Genomic DNA, 24023 nt, shown 5'->3' with positions numbered 1-24023 from the left:
AAAATTTTTGTAATTATAACAGTATCATATATTAAGTTAATGCAGGGATACGTAAATTTAACAAAATTTAAATATTAAGATTGAAACCTTGCTTCCTGCGGTTTCAATCAAAATGAAAAATACAATAATGAATTTTAAAAAAATTTTAGGAGCATTAGTTTTATTGCTCTCTGTTCAGTTGAGCAAAGCACAGTCATCTAGTCCTGTCGATTATGTCAACCCATTGATCGGGACACAGTCTAAGTACGAATTGTCAAATGGGAATACCTATCCAGCTATTGCAATGCCATGGGGCATGAATTTCTGGACACCACAAACAGGCAATATGGGTGATGGCTGGGTCTATACCTATACGGCCGATAAAATCAAAGGTTTTAAACAAACCCATCAGCCAAGTCCTTGGAATAATGATTATGGACAGTTTTCTATTATGCCAACAATTGGAGAACCAGTCTTTGACCAAGAAAAGCGTGCGAGCTGGTTTTCCCATAAAGCAGAAGTCGTAAAACCGTATTACTATAGTGTATATCTTGCAGATCATGATGTGACTACAGAATTAACACCATCGGAGCGAGGGGCAATATTTCGTTTTACCTTTCCAAAAACTGAAGCAGCTCAGGTGGTTATTGATGCTTTCGATAAAGGATCATACATTAAAGTAATTCCAGAAGAAAATAAGATAATCGGGTATAACACCCGGAATAGTGGTGGCGTGCCTGATAACTTTAAAAACTATTTTGTCATCGTTTTTGATCGTTCATTTGATTTTAAAGCAGCTGTAAAGAGTGGCGATATCAAAAATAATGTACTAGAAATGAAGGATAACCATGCAGGTGCTATCGTAGGATTTAAAAATTTGAAACGAGGTGAGCAGGTTATCGCTCGTGTTGCATCATCATTTATCAGTTTTGAACAAGCGGAGCTAAACCTTAAAGAAGTTAAAGGCAACACGTTTGATGAGATAGTTACGGTAGGAAAAGTGAAATGGAATGAAGTATTGGGACGTGTTGAGGTGAAAGATCCAGATATTGATCGTTTAAAAACTTTTTATTCCTGTTTGTATCGTTCGACTTTATTTCCGCGAGATTTCTCAGAAATAGATGCACAAGGAAAAAGGGTGCATTATAGTCCTTATAACGGACAGGTTCTACCCGGGGAAATGTTTACAGATACCGGATTTTGGGATACATTTAGAAGCTTATTTCCCTTATTGAATCTCATCTACCCTGAAATGAATGATCGTATGCAGGCTGGACTGGTAAATGCATATAAGGAAAGTGGATTTTTACCAGAATGGGCTTCCCCGGGGCATCGTGAGTCAATGATCGGTAATAATTCGGCCTCAGTGGTGGCAGATGCTTTTGCAACAGGAAGAAAAGGATATGATGCTGATCTATTATGGGACGCTGTCGTGCATGGGGCAAATAACGCTCATCCTAAAATTTCAGCAACAGGAAGGTTCGGTCATGAGTTGTATAATACATTAGGGTTTATACCAATTGATAAGAATATCAATCAAAATGTCGCCAGAACTTTGGAATATGCCTATAATGATTGGAGTATCTATCAATTTGGAAAAGCCTTAGGAAAACCAAATTCAGAAATTTCAATTTATGCAAAGCGTGCCATGAATTATAAAAATATTTATGATGCTGAGACAAAATTGATGCGGGGAAAAAAATCTGATGGTACTTTTACACCTTTTGATCCAAGTGCCTGGTCTAAAGAGTATACTGAAGGAAATGCGTGGCACTGGAGTTTTTGTGTCTTCCATGATCCGCAAGGTTTGATTGATTTAATGGGTAGTAAAAAGGCTTTCAATGCAATGCTTGATACCGTATTTGTGATACCAAGCTACGAGGGCATGAAGAGCAGAAGTATGATCCACGAAATGAGAGAAATGCAAATCATGAATATGGGCCAATATGCACATGGTAATCAGCCAATTCAGCACATGCCATATCTCTATAATTATGCTGCTGAGCCTTGGAAAGCACAATATTGGGTGCGCCAAATTATGGATAAGCTTTATCTGCCAACTCCCGATGGTTATTGTGGTGATGAAGATAATGGACAAACATCTGCTTGGTATGTTTTCTCAGCTTTAGGTTTCTATCCCGTAGCTCCAGCTTCGGGCGAATATGTATTGGGATCACCACAATTTCAATCCGTTAAATTAAATCTACAAAATGGGAAAACACTGAAGATCGACGCGACTAATCAAAATAAAGATAACGTATACGTCAATGAAGTAAAGGTTAATGGGAAAATGTATACCAAGAATTTCTTTCAATATAAGGAGCTAATGAAAGGGGGGGAGTTGCAATTTGATATGGCTGATAAACCGAACAAAAAAAGAGGAATTAAAGATACTGATGCACCCTACTCATTCAGTAAAATGAAATTGTAGCAATAAATCAATTTTGAATGTACTAACGAAAATTTTTAAAAGAGATCTTTAATGCCAACAATGGTTGTTATTAGGCTGTTAAACAGGGGGCGACAATTTTTTGTCTGCCCCCTGTTTGTTTTTTATAGCTAAAATATGATATATTTATCTTCAACCATTGGGGAATTTAAATAATGACGAAACGTTTTATTACTCTTTTTTTATTCTATTTTTTCATTTTAACAGTCTTTGCGCAAGATTTGAGCGATAGTATAAGTCTATATCGCAAGCTTGATTATGTTATGGAAAATCAAGAACTCTATGTGAAAAAAAGAGAAGATCATATTGCTAAACTTAAACAGGAAGCCTCTTTGGTAAAAAAAGATGAACATGACTATCTAAAGAAAAATTACGAAATATTTAAAAACTATAAAAAGTTTCAATCCGACTCAGCATTGCATTATATTATGCTATGTCGACAATTAGCTTTAAAAAATTCAGATTCGTCATCAATAGCCGTAAGTCTAGATCTGGCTTGGATCTATTCTTCAATAGGTAGGTACATTGAGGCAGAACATGTATTGCAACAGTTAAATCCCACTACACTATCAAGTACATTATTACCGCAATATTATGAAACTTATAGCGCTTTTTACAGTCATTATGGCCAAAGCAATAATCATGAAAAATACTACCAGGCAAGTGAGCGTTACCGAGACTCCTTGTTAATGGTTCTTGATCCACAGTCTTCTCAGTTTAAAAGTGCAACAGCGATTAAAATCCTATTTCAAGGACAGCGAGAAGAGGCTAAGACCTTATTTAAAGCCATGTGGAAGGAAAACAAAGAAGATTTAGAACAAAGAGCACTTATTGCCTATTTCATAGGACTAATCTATAAGCAGGAAAAAAATATAATCGCACAGCGTTATTATTTTGCGCAGTCAGCAATTGCTGATATTGAAATTGCTAATCGTGACAATGCCTCTTTGCAAGATCTGGCATTGACTTATTATGAGCTCCGCGACTTTGATCATGCATTTAAATTTATTGAAAAAGCGATCGATGACGCAATGGGTTGTAATGTACGTTATCGAATAGTAGAAGGCACATCTTTTTATCCGATTATTAACGCAGCTTATCAGAAGAAAATCAATACCCAGAATAGACAGTTACAAGTGATGTTAATTGTCATTAGCTTTTTATCATTGATCTTGATTATCGGTTTGGTATTTATCTTTAGGCAGGTACAACGATTAAGGTTAACACGTGAAGAGCTTTCGATGACCAACAGCAATTTACGTAAACTGAATGAAGAGGTCAATGATAAAAACATGCAGCTCTTTGAATCAAATCACATCAAAGAAGAATATATCGCCCAATTTTTTGATCTCTGTTCCAATTATATTGATAAGATGGAAGACATCCGGAAAGCACTTCTTAAGAAAGCCAGTGCCCAACAATGGGATGCGATCAAAGATCAACTGAAATCCACACAGATGGTCGAACGGGAAGTGCAGCAGTTATATATTAATTTTGACCGCATTTTCTTAAATCTATATCCTTCATTTGTTACAGATTTCAATAAACTGCTTGCTCCAGATGAGCAAATCCTACCCAAGAAAGGTGAGTTTCTAAATACTGAGCTCCGTATTTTTGCCTTGATTCGTCTGGGCATTTCAGACAGTGTTAAGATTGCGAGTTTCTTACGTTACTCCCTTCGCACAGTATATAACTATCGGACAAAAGTCCGCAATAAAGCCGTTGGAAATCGAGATGATTTTGAAGATCAAGTCCGACAAATTGCAGTAATTGATCGCTCTTAAAGGTCAATTTAGTACTTTTTAACTCCCTGAATTTTATTTAACCGTCTTGTTTTAAGGTGTTTAAAAAATATGATCAGTACTTTTTAGATTTAGACCCTTTTATCCCGCTCAGCGTTCTAGTAGCTTTGTTTTTGTCATAGAGCTGGGGAATTCTATGGCTATTTGAGTAGTTCTCAAACTAAATTATTGAAACCATTTTATAAATGCTTATGATTTTCTTTACTAAGAAAGCAACTCTTTTTATGTGGGTAATTTATTTCTTTGCGATAGTCGGTACATCCGTCGCTCAGGATAAAATACAGATCAGTGGACGTGTACTTGATGTCCAAGATCAAAAGCCGCTAGGAGGAGTTACAATTGTTCAAAAAGGAACAGTCAATGGCGTATCTTCTCAAGAAGATGGACGCTTTCAAATCTCGGTTCCATCCGGAACAACTTTGTTATTTACCTACGTTGGTTATGATAGAAAGGAAGTGGTGGTCAATTCCAGTAATCTGACAGTACAGTTAAGCTCTTCTGCCAATGTACTGGAAGATGTGGTTGTGATTGGGTACGGTAGCGTAAAACGAAAAGATGTAACCACAGCAATCTCATCGGTATCAACAAAAGATCTTGAAAAAAGACCAATTGTCAATGTCGGTCAAGCAATTCAAGGAAAAGCTGCAGGAGTTGCGGTAATACAGCCGAATGGTGCACCAGGAGGTCAGATGAACATTCGTGTACGAGGAACAACTTCTTTCAATGGGAGTAATGATCCGCTTTATGTTGTCGATGGTGTACCGGTAGATAATATCAAATTTCTGTCGCCCAATGATGTGACCGATATTCAGATTCTGAAAGATGCATCTTCTGCAGCTATTTATGGTTCAAGAGCCGCTAATGGTGTAGTTTTAATAACGACTAAAACCGGGAAAGTTGGCGAAGGAAAAATTACATTTGGTGCGCAACTTACATCCAATATTGTGAATAACACCGTCAATGTGCTAAACACCGCTCAATATCGAGATCTTCAGAATGAAATTGGAATGGTTAATTTACCTGCTGGATTGACAGATCAAACAGATTGGTTTAAGGAAACCTATAAAACAGGGGTTCAACAGAACTATCAACTAACAATTTCAGACGGTACAGAAAAATTAAGATATTATCTTTCTGGAGGATTTACAGATGATAAAGGAACATTAAAAGGTTCGTTTTTCAAACGCTATAATTTTAAAGCAAATATCGATAATCAAGTCCGTAAATGGTTAAAAGTTAATGCAAATGTCACCTATTCCGATTATAATGATAATGGTATTACTTCAGGTTTAGGTTCCAATAGAGGCGGAGTAGTTACAGCTGTGATTACAACCCCAACATATGCTCCAGTATGGGATCCAACAGCTCCAGATCGTTATTACAATAATTTCTATGGGATTAACAACATTACCAGTCCTATTGAAAACCTCGCAAGAACAAAATATAACAACAACCGCGAAAATCGGATCTTAGCATCAGGTAGTGCCTTGATCACATTTAATCCTGATCTAAATTTTAAATCTTCATTTACTTTAGATAGAAGGAATGGCGTATTGACAACCTTTCTAGATCCTTTAACAACCACATGGGGTAGAAATCAATATGGTGAAGCATCAGATATCCGTAATATGAATACGGTATTGACATGGGATAATGTTTTGACCTATAATAAACGATTTGGAAAGCACAATCTCGAAGCAATGGCCGGTTCATCATGGACCGATTCAAAGTATACAAATAGCTATATCAATGGATCACATTATGCAAATGGCCTTATACAAACTTTGAATGCAGCAAATATGATTTCTTGGAATGGTACAGGATCTGGAGCCTCTAACTGGGGCATCATGTCTTATTTCGCAAGAGCTATGTATAACTATGATGGTAAATACCTGTTAACGGCTAATATGCGTGCTGACGGATCTTCCAAATTAAATCCAGACGATCGTTGGGGTTATTTTCCTTCTTTATCAGCAGCATGGAGACTTTCATCAGAAGATTTCTTGAAAGATGTCGAATGGATCAATGACTTAAAGGTTAGAGGAGGCTGGGGACAAACGGGAAACCAGTCAGGCCTTGGCGATTATTCTTATCTCGCATTCAACGGAATAGAGCGGATCGAATGGTTTAAGGTCGGACAAGAACATGCTGTACCTAATATTACCCAATCGAATACATTAAGAGCAACGGATTTAACTTGGGAAACGACTACACAATCCAACGTAGGCGTGGATGTTGCGGCCTTTCAGAATAGGATAAGCTTGACTTTAGATTATTATCATAAGAAAACAACAAATATGTTGATGGAAGTTTCCCTTCCGACAGGTTCGGCAGCCGCAAACGTGATCAAGCGTAATGAAGGCGAAATGACCAATAAAGGGTTTGAACTAACTGTAGGTTCGAAAAATTTAATTGGAACTTTTACATGGGGAACTGATTTTAATATCTCATTTAATAAAAATCGTCTGGATAAACTCGTGTTAAATAAGCTTTATAACGATGCAATGACCAACGACAATGTGCATGATTATGCAGTTCGAAACCAACCCGGACGTGCTTTGGGAGGTTTCTTCGGTTATATCAGCGATGGAGTTAATCCAGAGACTGGTCAATTGATGTATCGTGATTTGAATGGTGATCAAAAAATATCATCTTCAGATAGAACCTATATTGGTGATCCGAACCCCAAATTTACATATGGTATGACTAATAGTTTCTCTTGGAAAAACTTTGATCTAAGCATATTTATTCAAGGAACATATGGCAATGATATCTTTAATGCAAGCCGTATGGAAACAGAGGGAATGTATGATGGTCGCAATCAATCCACAGTGGTGTTAGACCGTTGGCGTGTGCCAGGACAGATAACCCATGTACCTAAAGCAGGATTTGATATGAAAAACTCGACTTATTTTGTAGAAGATGGAAGTTATTTGAGATTGAAAAATATTTCATTTGGTTATTCAATTGCTCCAGAACGATTGAAAAGAATCGGTATTCAAAAAATACAACCATATTTATCTGCTAGTAATTTGTTGACTTGGACCAAATATTCTGGTATGGATCCTGAAGTAAACCAATATGGAAACTCTGGACGTGTACAGGGGATAGATTGGGGAACTTATCCGCAAAGTAGATCATTTGTAGTTGGGGTAAATGTCGAATTTTAATGGAATAATCATGAAAACAATAGCTATAAAATTATTTTTCAACTTGTTTATAATATCTATTTTAGCCTCTTCTTGTTCTTTGAACAGGGATCCATTGGACGGTTATTCAGATGATAGTCAAGGAAAAACCGAATCGGGAACTCAGATTGTTTTTAAGAACAAGAGTGAAGTGGACAATTTTTTAACGGGTATTTATCAACAGATGCGCGACAGACAAGAACATTGGTATGTTGATTTATTACTCATCTCCGAATCGCATGCCGACAATGCATATGCAGGTACAACCGGAGCAGAAGTATTGCCCTTTGAGAACAATTCCATTGAAGGATCCAACTCTGTTGTTGACCGGGATTGGGGTCGTTATTTAGAAGATATAGCGCGTGCTAACCGTTTAATTATTAATATCGATAGTGTAGCAGATAAATCTGTAAATGATACAGATATTAAATCATATAAAGCACAAGCTAAAATCTTTCGTGCATTAGCAATGTTTGATATGGTAAGAATTTTCGGATCTATTCCGGTTATCACGACGCAAGCTGCAGATATTACAGCTGAAAATATTGAAGAAGTATATCCGCAATATTTCCCATTTCAAAGCACAGAAGAAGAAGCATATCGTCAAATTGAAAAAGATTTAGTGGAAGCATTAGCTGATGCACCTAATGGATCAGCAACGGATAAAACAAGGTTTACAAAATCTGTCGCAAAAGCTATGTTAGCTAAAATTTATGCTGAAAAACCGATTCGAGACTATGCAAAAGTAATCCAATATGTAGATGCACTTACAGCAGATGGCTTCGAATTGAATACTAATTATGCCGATATCTATGCCATGAATGCTGGTAATACAGATTTAATACAGCGTAATACGCGTGAGTCAATTTTAGAAGCACAATTTATACCTGGAGCGGGTAATTGGGCAACTTGGATGTTTGGTCGTGATCTTTCTAATTATGAAAATAGCTTTACATGGGCCAAATGGATCACACCATCTCGAGATTTAATTCAGACCTATCAAAATGAAGGTGATAAAATAAGGATGGATCAGTCAATCGTGTATTATGTAGCCAAATGGAGTAATTACTATCCGGCATCCCATTATCCCTTTATGTTCAAATTGAGATCGTCGATGAGTAGTATGGTGAAACTAAGATACGCCGATTTATTATTACTAAAAGCCGAAGCGTTGATTATGCAAGCAAGTCCCAACTTAACTGCTGCTGCAGATATAATAGATCGTGTTAGAGAAAGAGTAAAACTTCCGAAATTAGATAATTCCATACGTGTTGCTAAAGATCGTATGTTGGATGCATTATTGAAAGAGCGACGTTTAGAATTAGCTTTTGAAGGACAGCGTTGGTTTGATTTAGTAAGGTTAGATCGAGTCGAGTCTGTAATGAATGCGGTATATGCGAAGGATTCAGGACGCAAATCTCAGGTCTATCCGTTTAATCAGTATTCATATCGCCTGCCGATTCCACAAGCAAAGATCGATCAGAATCCAAATTTAGTGCAAAATCTAGGGTACTAATTAATTAAAAATTTTATGAAACGCAAAAATAATAACACTATGATATATACACTCCTGTTGTCCTGTTTAATTACGGCAACATCATGTAACCGAGATAGCTATAAACCTTCAGCTTCAGATAACATAAAAGACAAAGGCGATGTAACGATTTATACAACAACCAATACACGTTCCCAAGATTTTACAAAAGGATTTATAGATTTCAGCACGAAATTTAATATGTCACCAAACACGATCACATTAGATCCGAACCAAAAGTTTCAAACGATGGACGGTTTTGGTGCCGCTATTACAGGATCTACTTGTTATAACTTAATGAAGATGAGTAAAGAAGATCGTACCAAGTTTTTAACAGAAACTTTTTCAGATGAAAAAGGTATGGGAATGAATTATATAAGAATTGCTATTGGATGTTCTGATTTCTCTTTAAGTGAGTACACCTGTTGGGATAAAGAAGGGAAAGAAAATTTTGCCTTGCAGTTCGAAGAGAAGCAATATATCCTACCTGTGCTAAAAGAAATACTGGCAATCAATCCATCAATCAAAATCATGGGTTCTCCATGGACACCGCCCAAATGGATGAAAGTAAATAATTTGACAGATTTGAAACCTTTCGATTCTTGGACGAGTGGTCAGTTGAACCCTAAGCATTACCAAGACTATGGATGGTATTTTGTGCAGTGGTTGCAGGCAATGAAAAAAGAAGGCATCACGGTATCTTCGATTACAGTTCAAAACGAACCTTTAAACCGTGGTAATTCGGCTTCGTTGTACATGACCTGGCAAGAACAACAGGCTTTTATTAAACAAGCATTAGGTCCGCAATTGAAAGCAGCTGCGTTAGAAACTAAAATCTATGCCTTCGATCATAATTACAACTATGATAATATTGCTGATCAAAATGACTATCCTGTGAAAATTTATAACGATGCAGGCGCTGCTTCTTATATAGCTGGAGCCGCATTTCACAATTATGGCGGTGACAAAGCTGAATTATTGGATATTCATAACCAACGTCCAGATAAAGAACTGGTCTTTACAGAAACATCTATTGGAGAGTGGAATGAAGGTCGAAATCTTGAAAAGAGATTAATGGAAGATATGCGTGAAGTAGCGTTAGGAACGGTCAATAATTGGAGCCGGGCAGTTATAGTTTGGAATCTGATGTTAGACACCGATAAAGGACCAAATCGTGAAGGGGGATGCCAGACCTGTTATGGTGCTGTTGATATCAGTAAATCTAATTTTAAGAATATCACACGCAATTCGCACTACTACATTGTAGGACACCTTTCTTCAGTCGTAAAATCTGGTGCAGTGCGTATTGGAGCGAAAGGATATACAGCAGAGGGGCTAGTGTACACTGCATTTCAAAATAAAGATGGGTCTTATGCAATTGTATTGCTGAATGATGCCGAAGAAAATAGAAAGATTACAATAAGTGATTCAAAAAATCATTTCAGCTATGAGGTGCCGGCTAAATCAGTAGTTTCTTATCGTTGGGCCAATTAAAATCTAAAAAATATGAAAAGACCTATTTTAAATTTCCTATTTGGAACTGTCGCAGTTGCGGCGCTGTATTCCTGTAAAAAGGATGAAAAATATGTGTATCAAATAGGTGAGCCCAAATTGGAAGTGAAATCAGATATTTCAGCAGCTCACTTTGGAGACAGTTTAGTATTTCAAGTACATGCTTCGGATCAAGAGATTGCTTTATCGACTGTAAAAGTACAGTTGTTTTTTACAGATGACCAAGTGTCGGAAACCACTATACGAACAAAGGAAAATGGAGACTATTCTGGAAAGATCTTTATACCCTTCTATAAGAATGTGCCAAATGGTAAGGCAACGTTAAAATTTATTCTACAGAATATTAGTCAGAAAATGACTGAACAGTCTTATGAAATTGATTTGACTAGACCAGATTTTCCTTATTTGAATTTAGTAACAGAGTCTAAATCCTATAAGATGGAGAAAATAGGGACTAATGAATATGCGGTTACAGAAAGTTTTCCATCTTCAGTAAAGGGTTATATCCAGGCTCCAAAAGTAGGTGAGCAAGGAAATCCAATGAATTTTGGTTGGGTCAACAATACTGTTGAAATTGGATCTATGACCGAAATTCCTTTTACCAATTTAACTTCCGGTGTATATAGCATAAAGTTTAATACCCTGACTTATGAAGCATCGCCATTCATAAATATTTATTTGAATGGTAATTTATTAAGTCGCATGGATGATGATCATTTTAAAGGAGAGTTGGAGCTGAAAAATGGTGAACAGGTTACATTTGATGGTATCGACGATGTGAAAAACTGGTGGATTGATCCGGATTATTTCACACAAAAGTCAGATGGATCCATCAATTTTAACGGTATTAATGGAAAGTATCGTATAACGGTAGATTTTAAATTGAAGTATTTTCTTGTAGAAAGCATGGATGGAGCAAATCTGGCATCACTGAAAGCCGATGGTACAGGAGCTATCTGGATCATTGGAGAAGGTATTGGTAAGCCCGGCATTGCAACTAACCAAGTCGGTTGGAGCCCAGAGAAGGCTTTGTGCATGATGCCGATCGGAAACAAAAAATATCAGATTACCTTGAAGGCCGGAGAATCCATTCATGCAAGTAATATCAACTTCAAATTTTTCCATCAAAAGGATTGGGGGGGCGAGTTTGGAGCAACAAGTATCAGTACAGATAATGATATGATTTTTATTGGTGACGGCAATAATGGCAGGGATTCGGGTAATTTAGGCATAGTTTCTGGTAAATCTCTTGCTTTAGGAACTAGCTATATTTTGACGGTAGATTTGAGTCAGGGTAATAGCAAAGCTATTCTGACAGTCGTGAAAAAATAAACATATTAAAGAAGTAGATGTAAGCCTTTACTCATAATTGAGTAAAGGCTTTTTTATTGAATAGGTAAGTTAAAAATCACGATAGGGTAAAAAAAACCTATCATTTTGATAGTAGCCTATCATTTTGATATTGATATACAGTCTTTTGATTTTTTTATAATTCACTTAAACTGTTGTTTTATTGTATGTTCGGTCTGTTACGATTATTTGGCACAAATTTCGTGTATCAATAGCAAAAAGAGAAAGTGCTTTTAGTGAATAAGAAGTTTTTGGTTAGATAATGATTGCTTTGAAAGTGATTGTTGGAATCATATAACAAAACAGTGACAAAAATATGTAGAAACTGATCAATATTCTAAGGGTTTTGATCGTTTTTTATATGTTGACAAGATGATTTTTTAAGAAATTTAACAAGAAGATATAAATAAAAAAGGAATGGATACAATTAATGAAAATATAGCTACAGATTATATAACTGCTCATTATAAAGAAATAAATAATGAAATACGTCAGTTGTCCAATCATAAAAATTTCGCAGGGATTCTTCAGGCAGTCGTAAATTTTTTAAAGTCACAACTAACAAATGGACAAATACAAAAAATAGGTGAACGTATAAAAGTGATGGGCTGGCTTCATAAACGTGGAAATGATTATGTGCGGTTTATTATTGAAAACTTATTTGTGCGTTCTTTTGACAGTATGAAAAAAAGCTGTACACCGCCACAATGGGAGGATTTATATAGGAAATTTCCTCTGGATCTAAAAAAAGTTTATGCGGCACAAAAAGCAATGGCATACAGATAAAATCTACTCTTTAATAATAGAGAGGAATAATCAGATGCTTTACGGGTTGCATTGACTAAATAATTTGGATTGATTTAAAGATATACTAAAAATTGGGAATGTGATAGAATGCATTCCCAATCTTATTTCCTAAGTTGTTCTCATATTTACAGATGTAAATTCCGATTTCTATTTATTCGAGTTCATATTTTGTGAGAAGAAGAACATTTTTAAACCGTGATATAGGTCTTTAGGTCTCTCAATTGTTTGCGGTATGACCAACTAACAGCAGATTCTGTCAGAATAAATAAAATTAATACAAAAACAAGACAAACGATAAATAAGTTTACTTGACCAGGGAATAATAATTCCATTTTATTTAGGGCTGGAATAATGCTTACCTTATTAAAATAACAATATAAAATGCCAAACCCCGATGCGATAAATGTAGTGATGTAATGAAAGCTTTTATAATTTGCTAGTTCTAATCGTAGCTCATGATAGAACGATCTTACATCTTGAATATTTTGAACATTGATGGTATTACATATTTTATAAAAAAAATAAAACCGGCTGAAGTAATAGCTGGTAAAAATGAACAAAATACTATAAAAGAAATAGTATATCAATGCTAGTTCTTTAGTAAATCCAAAATAAGTCGGCAAAAAAGCAAGTAACAACATAGCCAGAACTTGTGCCGAAAATTCCATTTTCATTTTTGATTTGATAGATTGAATGATGCTTAACGTTTCCATATTTTTGGTTTTAAATTGTTATTGTTTAATTATTATACAGTAAGTAAGAGAAAATTCTAAACGTTACACTTTTTTTTATTTCTTTTAAAACCTTGATATATAGGAGGCCCATTTTCGTCTTAAATTGTAAACTGCCATTGCTATTATGAATTTATTCAGACAGTTCTATCGTATCATTATTCTTGTATCTTCTTGCTAATTCATACCTTTGTCCTTGAAAATGGAGAAAAGTAGATTTTTTATAGAAGTAGCTTATTTTGGGAAAAATTACCATGGCTGGCAGGTTCAAAATAATGCAATTTCTGTTCAAGAGCGATTGAATGACGCTTTAGCAATTCTATTGCGTGTGCCAACAGAAACGATTGGAGCAGGTAGAACTGATACCGGTGTTCATGCCAAACAATTATTTGTTCATTTTGATGCAGATTCCACTGGAATATTAGCAAATCCAGATCGTTTTCTACATGCTTTGAATGGTTTATTACCTCATGATATTGCAGTTAAATCTGTTTTACCTGTTCATCAAGATGCCCATGCCCGTTTTGATGCGGTGCGTCGCTCTTATGAATATCATCTTCATTTCGAAAAAGATCCTTTTATATATGCATACTCTTCATTTTTAAGAGATATTCCCGATGTAGAAAAGATGAATAAAGCGGCTGAATTTTTGTTAGGAAAACAAGATTTTAGTTGCTTTAGCAAATCTAATACACAAGTTTTTACCAATATCTGCACGGTATCGAGAGCCGAATGGATATGGGAAAGTGAAGCGAAACTTGTTTTTCACATTACAGCAGATCGATTCTTACGTAATATGGTACGAGCTGTTGTTGGGACCCTGTTAGAGATCGGAATAAAAGGTAAACCAATTTCATTTATGGAAGAAGTCATTGCTAGTCAAAATCGTTCAATGGCTGGTACATCTGTACCGGCTCAAGGTTTGTATTTGACTGAAGTGGCCTACCCTTACCCTGTAAAATAGAAAAAGTGAGTCAAGAGAAAATAGTAGGAAAAACATATGACGTCAATCTGTTACGTCGGATGGTTAAGTATATGAAACCTTACGGAAACATATTCTGGATCTCCGTGGTATTGACCATCTTATTAGCAGCAGTTGCGCCAGCACTGCCTATATTAATCCAATATACTCTGGATAAATATATATTACAGTTTAATACATCGGGACTCAGTTTGATGTTTATTCTTATGATTGTATTGCTTATTGTACAAACATTGGTCCGCTACTATCATACCCTTATGACCAATACGCTTGGACAATCGGTAATTCGTGACATTCGTATTGAAGTTTTTAATCATATCACCAAGCTTAGATTAAAATATTTCGATCAGACGCCATTAGGAAAGTTGATAACACGAACCATCTCAGATCTGGAAACCATCTCCAATATTTTTTCTGAAGGGTTGATCCAAATTATTGGTGATCTATTGCAGCTCGTAGTTATACTCGGGGTCATGTTTTATACCGACTGGAAATTGACCTTGATTGTTCTCGTGCCGATGCCACTGATGATAGCTGCGACCTATATATTTAAAGAGGCTATGAAATCCGCTTTTCAGGATGTTAGGAAGTGGGTTTCCAATTTAAATACCTTTCTACAGGAGCATATCTCTGGAATGGGCATTATCAAGTATTTTGCCCGTGAAGAACAGGAGATGAATAAATTTAAAGATATCAATGGTCACCATCGGAATGCTCATATTCGTGCCAACTGGTACTTTTCAATATTTTTTCCAGTTTTGGAGATTATCATGGCTATTTCTTTGGGTTTATTGGTGTGGTTTGGAGCCAAGCAGATTTTAGGTGATGTCATCTCAGCAGGGGTAGTGGTCGCTTTTATCATGTATATCAATATGATCTTTCGCCCTATTCGCGAGCTAATCGATAAATTCAATACCCTACAGATGGGTATGGTGAGTGCAGAGCGTATTTTTGAAGTCTTAGATACCGACGAACATACTCCTAATGACGGCAAATTAACACCAAACCATATCCGTGGAGAAATCGAATTTAAAAATGTATGGTTCGCTTATAACGATGAAAATTGGGTTTTACGTGATGTTAGTTTTAAAGTAGCACCTGGAGAAACTTTGGCATTAGTTGGAGCTACAGGAGCAGGAAAATCATCTACTATCAATATTCTGAGCCGGTTCTATGAAATTAATAAAGGTCAGATTTTACTTGATGGTATTGATATTAGGGAGTATGAATTGAATTTTCTACGGAAAACAATTGCAACAGTACTTCAGGATGTTTTCTTATTTTCAGATTCTATCTTACATAATATAGATTTGCACGACGAACATATTACACGCGAATCCATCATTTCTGCAGCGAAACAAGTCGGGGCACATGATTTTATTATGAGATTACCAGGTGGGTACGACTATCAAGTGCAGGAAAGAGGGGCTACACTATCGTCAGGACAAGCACAACTGATTTCTTTTATAAGAGCTTTAGTACATGATCCACGAATTTTGGTATTGGATGAAGCAACTTCATCAGTCGATACGGAAACAGAAGAACTTATTCAACATGCGATTGATAATTTGATGGTGGGAAGAACAGCAATTGTGATTGCGCATCGATTATCGACAATTCAAAAAGCAAATAAGATCATCGTCTTAGAAAAAGGTGAGATCATGGAAGTGGGTACACACCATGAATTACTAAATATCGATGGCTATTATAAAAAATTGTATGATCTGCAATTCCATTCTGCAGGAATTTAAAAAAGTAAGACCAAAGTCAGGGAAGCTTTCCTTACTTTGGTCTTATTGTGTAATAGATGCTTTGCGTCCTCGTGTAAAAATCACCAAAAGAAGACACTTATTGTACAGACATTGTATAACTGTTTTTTTCGATTGTCTCTTCCGCACTGATATGTATATTAGCACTTATTTCAGAACCACTTCCAATTAAAACATTACTTCCAATACTGCTATTAGGGCCAATTGTAACAAAATCTTCAACAATAGTATTGCTGGCAATCACTGCATTGCTACCAATAACACAATGGTTACCAATTTGAACATCAGGAGCAATGGATGCTCCAGGTAAAATAAGAGTACCTTTACCGATATCCGCTCTTTTAGAGACATGCGCTTTAGGATGTATCAGTGAACAGTATTTCCAAAAACAGTTTTCGGAAACTATTCTTTGTCGTAATCCCGAATCGAGAACAGCTACAAATACCATGTCTTCTTCCTGATTTATCTCTTGGTGAAGTTCAACCGGATAATCAAAGACATCAGTAATAAGTAATGATTTATCAATAAGACCTGCAATATCCAATTTAAGCTCTTCCGCAGTCTCGACAGCAACTTTAGCGTGTGCTGTAGCGCCATAAATATATAACATCTCGCAAAAGTAAAAAATACCAAATCAAAAGCTGGAATTAATTGTTATTGTTATGTAATGTGTTATTTTAAAATTAGCAGTTCGCGAATATAATAAGACAAGTGACCGTTAAGTCTAGTATAATCACATTGCAACACATTTGATTGTAACCCAAACAAAGACAATTTTCAATCTTATCTCCAGCTACGAAAGGGTGTTTGTATCGGAAATATATTGTGTTTGCAATCAAATTTATCTAAGTTTGTCATCAATCAATTTATATAAAAAATGATTCAACGTATTCAAACCATTTATTTGCTGGTAGCCGGACTGGTTTTGTTTGGCTTATTTCTGTTTCCATATGTTCATTATAATGATCTTGTAGGCCTTGGAAAAGATGTAAAAGTAACAGGTATTTATGGAACGTCGGCTGGTTTGCCAACACATGAAACTGGTTTTTATTATATCTTACAGATCATTGCAACGGTAATAGTGGGCCTGTTACCCCTATATACCATCTTCAAATTTAAGAATCGCAAAACTCAGATAAAATTGATTCTTCTGAATATTGTATTGATCATTTTATTAGGCATATGGTTATATGCAAGTGCAAGTGGTCATTTAGTAACGGTAAACCAGTTTTTAGGAGCAGGGACAATTGGTGTTGGCTTCTTTTTATTGCCGATATCCATTATTTTTCTATCCTTAGCATTAGGAGCAATTCGTAAAGATGAAAAATTGATCAAGTCTGCAGATCGATTACGTTAATAAGAAAAACAAGATTTAATATAGAAAGCTATGTATTCAGTACATAGCTTTTTTTAATATTTAAAATGAAACCAGCATCTGCATATCCTTCACAAATAGTAGTGAATATGCTCATGTTAGTTTGATTACAGTTAAAAACAGATTGTATTCAATGAAAATAATAATAAAAGACTTCGTTATCATATGCATGCTTCTGTTATTCGGGCAATTTGTGTATGCACAGTCCGATAAGATAGAAAAGGAGCCATTAGTAGTAGATGAGATTCAAATTGACGTTAAAAGTGCCCAAATTGACGCTAAATTAAAGACTGCAACCGTTGAACTTTTTCTTACCTCTTATAACAGAAATGAACGCGAACTTAAATTAAACACTTATGGTACGCAATTGGTTGATGTAAAAGGGAGAAAATATCTATTTGGAACGTTAAGTCTAGGGAAAATTCTGGTAAAATTAGAGGACAAGCAAAACTACATTAACTATTTAATGAAAATGGATGAACCTGTATTGTTGACCCTAAAAGTTGCAAACTGGGGAAAAGAAAAACCAAAAGAATTGATCCTTGTCTTTGAAGACAGTGAAGAAGAAGGTCACTATATAGAAACGGCTGTTCAATTATAATTGAACAGCCGTTTCTATATAAATTTAATAATTTATCTGCTGTATCGAATTTGTTGGCGATCCATCATACCCATTTGATCTTTCATCATTTTGATTTGATCGGCCAATAATTTACTCTTATCTGCTTTTTTAGCTTCCTGTAAATATTTCTCTGCCTCACGCTTATTACGTTTTGCCATTGCGATACCTGCTAAACTAAGTTTTGCTAGTGCAATATTGTGATCCATATGAAGACCTAATGTCAATGCCTTTTTGAAATATTTCTCAGCTTGCATAGGAGCACGTTGCGATTCGATCAGGCCGATTAACATATTGTAATAGCCATATTGAGCCGGAATTAACTGCTTTTCATAGTTTGTGATTTTATTTAACCATTTTTCAGCTTTTGGCATATCTTGCTTGCGAAGAAACCATTGCGCCAATAACATATATTCATGGAAGAAAACTGTTACAAATCCGATTATTGTTAAGAATATTCCTAAAATACCCCATCCCCATTGGCCAATCCAAAATAAAGCAACTGTTCCGATTAATAGCACACTGCTAATAATAATTCTTACAAGATTTGACATAAGTCTATATTTAATGTAAATGTATATCGAGTTTAATTTTGCAAATATCCGTTAAATTGTGCGCTAAAGCAACTTGTTTTAGTTGTTATTTTGTAAAATTGTATATTTAGAATATGGGAAAACGTTTTGATAAATCTTGGGAACCGATTTTAGGCCCACTTTTAGGTCAGTCTTATATGGTTGATCTATCTTTTTTTGTGCAACAAGCAAGAGATAATGGACAAGTATTTCCTCCGCAAGATCTAGTATTCAATGCATTTCGATTAACCACTTTTGATTCGCTTAAAGTAGTGATTTTGGGACAGGATCCCTATCACAACGATGGTCAAGCTCACGGTCTGGCATTTTCGGTTCCAGAGGGCATTGCATTACCGCCATCCTTAAAGAATATTTTTAAAGAATTGGAAACAGATATTTTAGACTTTAAAATTCCGAAATCAGGAGATTTATCGTATTGGGCCAAGCAGGGAGTTTTATTATTGAATGCTACACTTACAGTCAATGCACATCAAGCAGGGTCACATCAGAAAAAAGGTTGGGAAAAGTTCACAGATCAGGTTATTCAGGCAATTTCAGAAAATAAAGAAGCTGTAGTCTTTTTATTGTGGGGTGCATATGCACAGAAAAAGGCGAGCCTAATAAACGCTCAGAAACATTTGGTTTTGACAGCAGTACATCCATCACCTTTATCTGTTTATCGTGGGTTTTTCGGATGCAGGCATTTTTCTCAGACAAATGTCTTCTTACAGCAACATGGAGAAAAACCGATTGACTGGAAATTGATCTAGTTATCCATCTCAAGCAGTCATAACTTCCGCGAGTAACGATTGCAGTTCTTGAGTAGAAATATGATGGAGATGATTTATTTTGATTTTTCGTTGCTTATAAAGCACATGTGTCATTTGAAGATGGCTGTCATAAGTTATTTTTAGATCTTGTAAACACGTTATTCTTTCTTCAATCTCACCGATAATCGCATATTCAAAAGTGCCGATTATGGTAAACCGCTGTATCAGCAACTGATTGTTTCTAAGCAACGATAGATCAAACCAGGCTCCTTCACCAACGCCACCGAGATATTGAGAACTCTCAGGGATATGAAGCGGTTTATGTTTAGATAACATGCTTCCGATACTGATGTCTTCAGGGAGTAAAGCAGCCTGTTTGCTGTATACGTTTTCACTTAGCTTTTTAATTAAGAATAAGAGTGATTGAACGCGAGACATTCTGAAATTCTGCAATCCATATTCTGGAGAATAACGATAAATCATTTTGTTCTCAGCAGAATTCACAATATTGCTGATCGGACTAGCTTTAATAGTTTCCGGAAAATTAATCGGATGGGACCAGCAAAATTGGCGTGAAGAAGCAAACAGTAGCCGTGTAATGAAACGAGAGCAGTTATTGTTTCCTTTTGCCACTGCTCCGTATGGATAGGAACCTTTCTGTACCCATTTATCTGCAAATGCTTTTGCATGGTCAAAGTTAAGTCCTTTGACGATAGAGAAGAAAAGTTCACCACTTCCCTGCATAGCAGGTTTCATATTTTCAAAATGAGCAACGATAGCCTCTAAGTTTGAAATCTCCCCATTTTTGAACGTCGCTTTGATACTGATTGATAAAAGAGGGTCTGACTCTTTTGATCTTGTTCGTCCATAACCTCGTGGAGAGATATATCTGCCAAAATCATAATAAAACAAATCGCCTGTTTTTGAGGAAATGATAACAACACCAGTATGTCCAACCTTAAAATTTAAATTCTTAACGATCCCTATTTTTTTGAAAAACATCATCCATTTTTCATCACCTCTTATTGTGGCATCTGGCCAAGAAAGAATAAGTGCAAAATCAGGATATGGTGTAATACTATCTGTCATAACTGTATTGTAAAGATAATAAATATAATTTATTGCCTTCTCTAATGCTACCACATGCGAAAAATAGTAATTATGAATAACTATTTTTTCACACTTTTATTTATGATAAATTCATTATCAACACGTAACCTTAATCTACTTTTATCAGTCAAGTATATTAGAAAGAATATGGTATGTCAATTATAGTAGTTGTCAAGTAATGAATGGAAAGCAAAATAACTGGTGCTAAAATCGAGCCGATTTTTAAGTGGGACAGCAGATTTTTCGCTAAAGTGAAAATCCCTAAGGCAGATCATAAAGGAAGTAATCCAAAATAGGGATGTATATATACGATGAAGAACATTGCCCATCAGCAGGAAGCAAAATGGACAATGTGTTTATTCATTAATATTCCAAAGGAATAATAGGTTCTTTTTTACTTGTGGACATTATCATCATGGTCTGGAAAGTTTTTACAAACGGAATCTTAGCTATTTTTTCCATAATTACAGCTTCATATGCTTTAATATCCTTAACATATACTTTAAGCATGAAATCACAGCTTCCTGTTACGTGATGACATTCAGTTACTTCGGGAATCATTTTAACTGCTGCTACAAATTCTGGGATAGCATTGTGGGTATGAAAATCCAACGATATTTGTATGAAAGATTTAATTCCTAATCCTAATTTTTCTTCATCAACAAATGCGTGGTAGCTCTTTATAAATCCTGAATTTTCAAGTTTTCGTACTCGTTCCAATGTTGGAGCGGGCGAAAGTCCGATGCTTGAAGCTAGTTGCAGGTTGGTGATACGACCGTTCTCCTGTAATAATTTTAGGATTTTTAAATCTGTTTTATCTGGCAAAAATGGCATATTCAACTATTTTTATTGGTGATATTCTGTAAATATACACAATTGTTCCAAATTTAATTTGGTGTTGTAGTGTGTTTTTGATTTTTAATTTTTTGTATAATCAGAAACAATATTTTCAACAACATGATATAGATTTTTGTTATGGTAAATCATTTGTTTGTAAAAAAAGAGGTACCTGTTAAGCTTAGAGTGCGTAAAAAGTGACATTCGTCACTTTTTTTATCAAAATGGGCGCTTAAACTACTAAAAGTAACGTTTTATTGGCATGTAAATCGTAACTTTGTCGTTCAGAAGATTGTGGGTTTTACCTGAATGCAATTTTTTAAACCGTGAGAGCGAACTATGAGTACTAAAGACGACGATTTACTAAAAGAGCTGGAGCTCGAAGAATATAAATACGGGTTCACAACAGACATCGAAATGGAATTTGCGCCGATTGGTCTTACAGAAGACACCGTGCGTTTTATTTCAGCTAAGAAAAACGAGCCTGAATGGTTATTGGAATGGAGATTAAAAGCATTCCGTCATTTTCAGACCTTAAAAATGCCGAAATGGCAAAATTTCGAAACACCAGAGGTTGATTTTCAAGGCATTTCCTATTATGCGGCGCCAAAGGCAAAACCGCAATTAAACAGTTTAGATGAAGTAGACCCTGAGTTATTGTCTACATTCGCTAAGCTTGGAATTCCTTTGGACGAGCAGAAAATTTTGGCAGGTGTAGTTGCCGTAGATGCTGTATTTGATTCAGTATCTGTGAAAACAACTTTCCGTGAAAAATTAAAAGAACAAGGTGTTATCTTTTGTTCTTTTGGAGAAGCTGTTCAAGAGCACCCTGAATTGGTTAAAAAATATTTAGGATCAGTTGTTCCTCAAACAGATAATATTTACGCCGCATTAAATTCAGCAGTATTCTCTGATGGATCTTTCGTGTATATTCCGAAAGGCGTTCGTTGCCCAATGGAATTGTCTACTTATTTCCGTATCAATGCACAAAATACAGGTCAATTTGAACGTACATTAATTGTTGCTGAAGAAGGCGCGTATGTCTCCTATTTAGAAGGTTGTACAGCTCCTATGCGCGATGAAAATCAATTGCACGCAGCAGTAGTCGAATTAATTGCAGAAAAAGACGCTGAAATAAAATATTCTACCGTTCAAAACTGGTATCCTGGTGATAAAGACGGTAAAGGTGGTATCTTCAACTTCGTTACAAAACGTGGTATTTGTAAAGGTGATAATAGCAAAATTTCCTGGACACAAGTAGAAACTGGGTCAGCAATTACATGGAAATATCCCGGTGTCATCTTAAAAGGCGATAATTCAGTTGGTGAATTTTATTCGGTAGCAATGACACGTAATATGCAAGTCGCAGATACAGGTACCAAGATGATTCATATCGGAAAAAACACCAAATCAAAGATTATTTCTAAAGGTATTTCTGCAGGAAAAAGCCACAACAGTTACAGAGGTTTGGTGAAAATCGGACCAAATGCAGATAACGCAAGAAACTTTACGCAATGTGACTCCTTACTAATCGGAGACCGTTGTGGTGCACATACGTTTCCTTATATCGAAAATCGTAATAATACAGCAACTTTAGAACATGAGGCTACCACTTCGAAAATAGGAGAAGATCAAGTCTTTTACCTAAATCAACGTGGTATCGATTCGGAGAAGGCAGTGGGCTTAATTGTCAATGGTTACGCAAAGGAAGTATTAAACCAGTTACCGATGGAATTTGCTGTTGAAGCACAGAAGTTGTTGGCGATTTCGTTAGAAGGTTCAGTAGGATAGATAAAAAAAATAGTTGCAACCAGAGTACTTGTTGAAAGTACCATGCGCAATACACAATACTAATAAAGAAATGTTAAGTATAAAAAATTTACACGCGTCTGTAGACGGCAAACAAATTTTAAAAGGTTTAAATCTTGAAGTAAAAGCAGGTGAGATTCATGCAATCATGGGTCCCAATGGTGCTGGTAAAAGTACTTTAGGAAATGTTTTAGCTGGTCGTGATGCGTACGAAGTGACAGAAGGTGAAGCTTTATTGGACAACGTTGATCTATTGGATTTATCTCCAGAAGATCGTGCTCGTGAAGGGCTGTTCTTAGCTTTCCAATATCCAATTGAAATACCAGGAGTATCGAACATTAACTTCTTGAAAACAGCAGTTAACGATATTCGTGCATATAAAGGTCTGCCTCCAATGGAAGCAAAAGAATTCTTAAAAACAGTGAAAGAAAAGCAACAGTTGGTAGAATTCTCTGCGAACTTGGCTAACCGTTCATTGAATGAAGGATTCTCAGGTGGTGAGAAAAAAAGAAATGAGATCTTCCAGCTGGCCATGTTAAATCCTAAATTATCTATTTTGGATGAAACAGATTCAGGTTTGGATATCGATGCTTTACGTATCGTAGCAAATGGTGTTAATCAATTGCGTTCTAAAGATAATGCTTTTGTAGTTATCACGCATTACCAACGTCTTTTAGATTATATCGTGCCAGATGTTGTTCACGTATTATACAACGGACGTATTGTAAAATCTGGTCCTAAAGAATTAGCTTTAGAATTAGAAGAAAAAGGTTACGATTGGTTAAAAGAATTAGACGCACAAAACGCATAATTACACAAATCTTGTGA

The 24023-nt window shown here is 35.7% G+C and carries 19 protein-coding genes; 14 read left to right on the top strand and 5 right to left on the bottom strand.

Going from position 1 to position 24023, the window contains the following annotated elements; all coding sequences use genetic code 11:
* Positions 1–127: 127 nt before the first annotated feature.
* The 7 genes from FHR29_RS23700 to FHR29_RS23670 all read left to right on the top strand — a co-directional run bounded on the left by FHR29_RS23700 (position 128) and on the right by FHR29_RS23670 (position 12600).
* Complete coding sequence (locus FHR29_RS23700; RefSeq protein ID WP_183917602.1) at positions 128–2410, top strand: GH92 family glycosyl hydrolase; 2283 nt, start codon at positions 128–130, stop codon at positions 2408–2410.
* A gap of 281 nt (positions 2411–2691) precedes the next feature.
* Positions 2692–4212, top strand: a complete 1521-nt coding sequence (locus FHR29_RS23695) for a DUF6377 domain-containing protein (protein ID WP_243655985.1) — start codon at positions 2692–2694, stop codon at positions 4210–4212.
* Between the two features lie 242 nt (positions 4213–4454).
* Positions 4455–7400, top strand: a complete 2946-nt coding sequence (locus FHR29_RS23690; RefSeq protein ID WP_260292781.1) for a TonB-dependent receptor — start codon at positions 4455–4457, stop codon at positions 7398–7400.
* Between the two features lie 10 nt (positions 7401–7410).
* Positions 7411–8934: a RagB/SusD family nutrient uptake outer membrane protein gene (locus tag FHR29_RS23685; RefSeq protein WP_132840843.1), complete on the top strand. Its 1524-nt coding sequence runs from the start codon at positions 7411–7413 to the stop codon at positions 8932–8934.
* A 39-nt stretch (positions 8935–8973) separates the two neighbouring features.
* Complete coding sequence (locus FHR29_RS23680; protein ID WP_132840845.1) at positions 8974–10446, top strand: glycoside hydrolase family 30 beta sandwich domain-containing protein; 1473 nt, start codon at positions 8974–8976, stop codon at positions 10444–10446.
* A 12-nt stretch (positions 10447–10458) separates the two neighbouring features.
* A complete protein-coding gene (locus FHR29_RS23675) occupies positions 10459–11796 on the top strand; it encodes a DUF5125 domain-containing protein (protein ID WP_183917597.1) in 1338 nt (445 codons plus the stop codon).
* 435 nt (positions 11797–12231) lie between these two features.
* Positions 12232–12600: a hypothetical protein gene (locus FHR29_RS23670; RefSeq protein ID WP_183917595.1), complete on the top strand. Its 369-nt coding sequence runs from the start codon at positions 12232–12234 to the stop codon at positions 12598–12600.
* 209 nt (positions 12601–12809) lie between these two features.
* On the opposite strand, the gene FHR29_RS23665 is transcribed toward FHR29_RS23670, so the two are convergent.
* Complete coding sequence (locus FHR29_RS23665; protein ID WP_183917592.1) at positions 12810–13334, bottom strand: hypothetical protein; 525 nt, start codon at positions 13332–13334, stop codon at positions 12810–12812.
* Positions 13335–13554: 220 nt separating this feature from the next.
* On the opposite strand from FHR29_RS23665, the gene truA reads away from it, so the two are divergent.
* Both truA and FHR29_RS23655 read left to right on the top strand, forming a co-directional pair.
* Positions 13555–14316: a tRNA pseudouridine(38-40) synthase TruA gene (gene truA / locus FHR29_RS23660; protein ID WP_183917590.1), complete on the top strand. Its 762-nt coding sequence runs from the start codon at positions 13555–13557 to the stop codon at positions 14314–14316.
* Between the two features lie 5 nt (positions 14317–14321).
* The gene (locus tag FHR29_RS23655) at positions 14322–16085 is read left to right on the top strand and encodes an ABC transporter ATP-binding protein (RefSeq protein WP_311732314.1); all 1764 of its coding nucleotides are present in this window, start codon (positions 14322–14324) and stop codon (positions 16083–16085) included.
* Between the two features lie 97 nt (positions 16086–16182).
* Here the strand turns inward: FHR29_RS23655 and FHR29_RS23650 are convergent, their stop codons facing one another.
* Positions 16183–16713: an acetyltransferase gene (locus FHR29_RS23650; protein WP_183917588.1), complete on the bottom strand. Its 531-nt coding sequence runs from the start codon at positions 16711–16713 to the stop codon at positions 16183–16185.
* 267 nt (positions 16714–16980) lie between these two features.
* Between FHR29_RS23650 and FHR29_RS23645 the strand changes: the two genes are divergently transcribed.
* On the top strand, positions 16981–17460 hold the full coding sequence (locus FHR29_RS23645; RefSeq protein WP_021190063.1) for a DUF4293 domain-containing protein: 480 nt from the start codon (positions 16981–16983) through the stop codon (positions 17458–17460).
* A 187-nt stretch (positions 17461–17647) separates the two neighbouring features.
* Positions 17648–18079 (top strand): hypothetical protein, encoded by a 432-nt coding sequence (locus tag FHR29_RS23640; RefSeq protein WP_183917586.1) that lies wholly within the window; start codon positions 17648–17650, stop codon positions 18077–18079.
* 32 nt (positions 18080–18111) lie between these two features.
* Here the strand turns inward: FHR29_RS23640 and FHR29_RS23635 are convergent, their stop codons facing one another.
* Entirely contained in the window at positions 18112–18651 is a 540-nt protein-coding gene (locus FHR29_RS23635) for a lipopolysaccharide assembly protein LapB (protein WP_021192435.1), read from the bottom strand.
* A gap of 113 nt (positions 18652–18764) precedes the next feature.
* On the opposite strand from FHR29_RS23635, the gene ung reads away from it, so the two are divergent.
* A complete protein-coding gene (gene ung, locus FHR29_RS23630; RefSeq protein WP_132840859.1) occupies positions 18765–19439 on the top strand; it encodes a uracil-DNA glycosylase in 675 nt (224 codons plus the stop codon).
* Between the two features lie 9 nt (positions 19440–19448).
* Here ung and FHR29_RS23625 read toward each other — a convergent pair whose 3' ends face one another.
* Together FHR29_RS23625 and FHR29_RS23620 are read right to left on the bottom strand one after the other, a co-directional pair.
* The gene (locus FHR29_RS23625; protein ID WP_132769449.1) at positions 19449–20528 is read right to left on the bottom strand and encodes a DUF6695 family protein; all 1080 of its coding nucleotides are present in this window, start codon (positions 20526–20528) and stop codon (positions 19449–19451) included.
* 384 nt (positions 20529–20912) lie between these two features.
* Complete coding sequence (locus FHR29_RS23620) at positions 20913–21383, bottom strand: Lrp/AsnC family transcriptional regulator (RefSeq protein ID WP_021192431.1); 471 nt, start codon at positions 21381–21383, stop codon at positions 20913–20915.
* Between the two features lie 342 nt (positions 21384–21725).
* Between FHR29_RS23620 and sufB the strand changes: the two genes are divergently transcribed.
* Both sufB and sufC read left to right on the top strand, forming a co-directional pair.
* Positions 21726–23177, top strand: coding sequence for a Fe-S cluster assembly protein SufB (gene sufB, locus FHR29_RS23615; protein ID WP_021192430.1), 1452 nt, complete (start codon positions 21726–21728; stop codon positions 23175–23177).
* Between the two features lie 70 nt (positions 23178–23247).
* Positions 23248–24006 carry a Fe-S cluster assembly ATPase SufC gene (gene sufC / locus FHR29_RS23610; RefSeq protein WP_021192429.1) on the top strand — a complete coding sequence of 253 codons (759 nt, stop codon included), beginning with the start codon at positions 23248–23250 and terminating at the stop codon, positions 24004–24006.
* The last annotated feature ends 17 nt before the right edge of the window (positions 24007–24023 follow it).

Source organism: Sphingobacterium sp. JUb56 (genome assembly GCF_014191365.1).
In the GTDB taxonomy this organism is placed as follows: domain Bacteria; phylum Bacteroidota; class Bacteroidia; order Sphingobacteriales; family Sphingobacteriaceae; genus Sphingobacterium; species Sphingobacterium anhuiense.
Note: the sequence above shows the minus strand (reverse complement) of the source record. Positions and strands in the feature narration are given on the sequence as shown.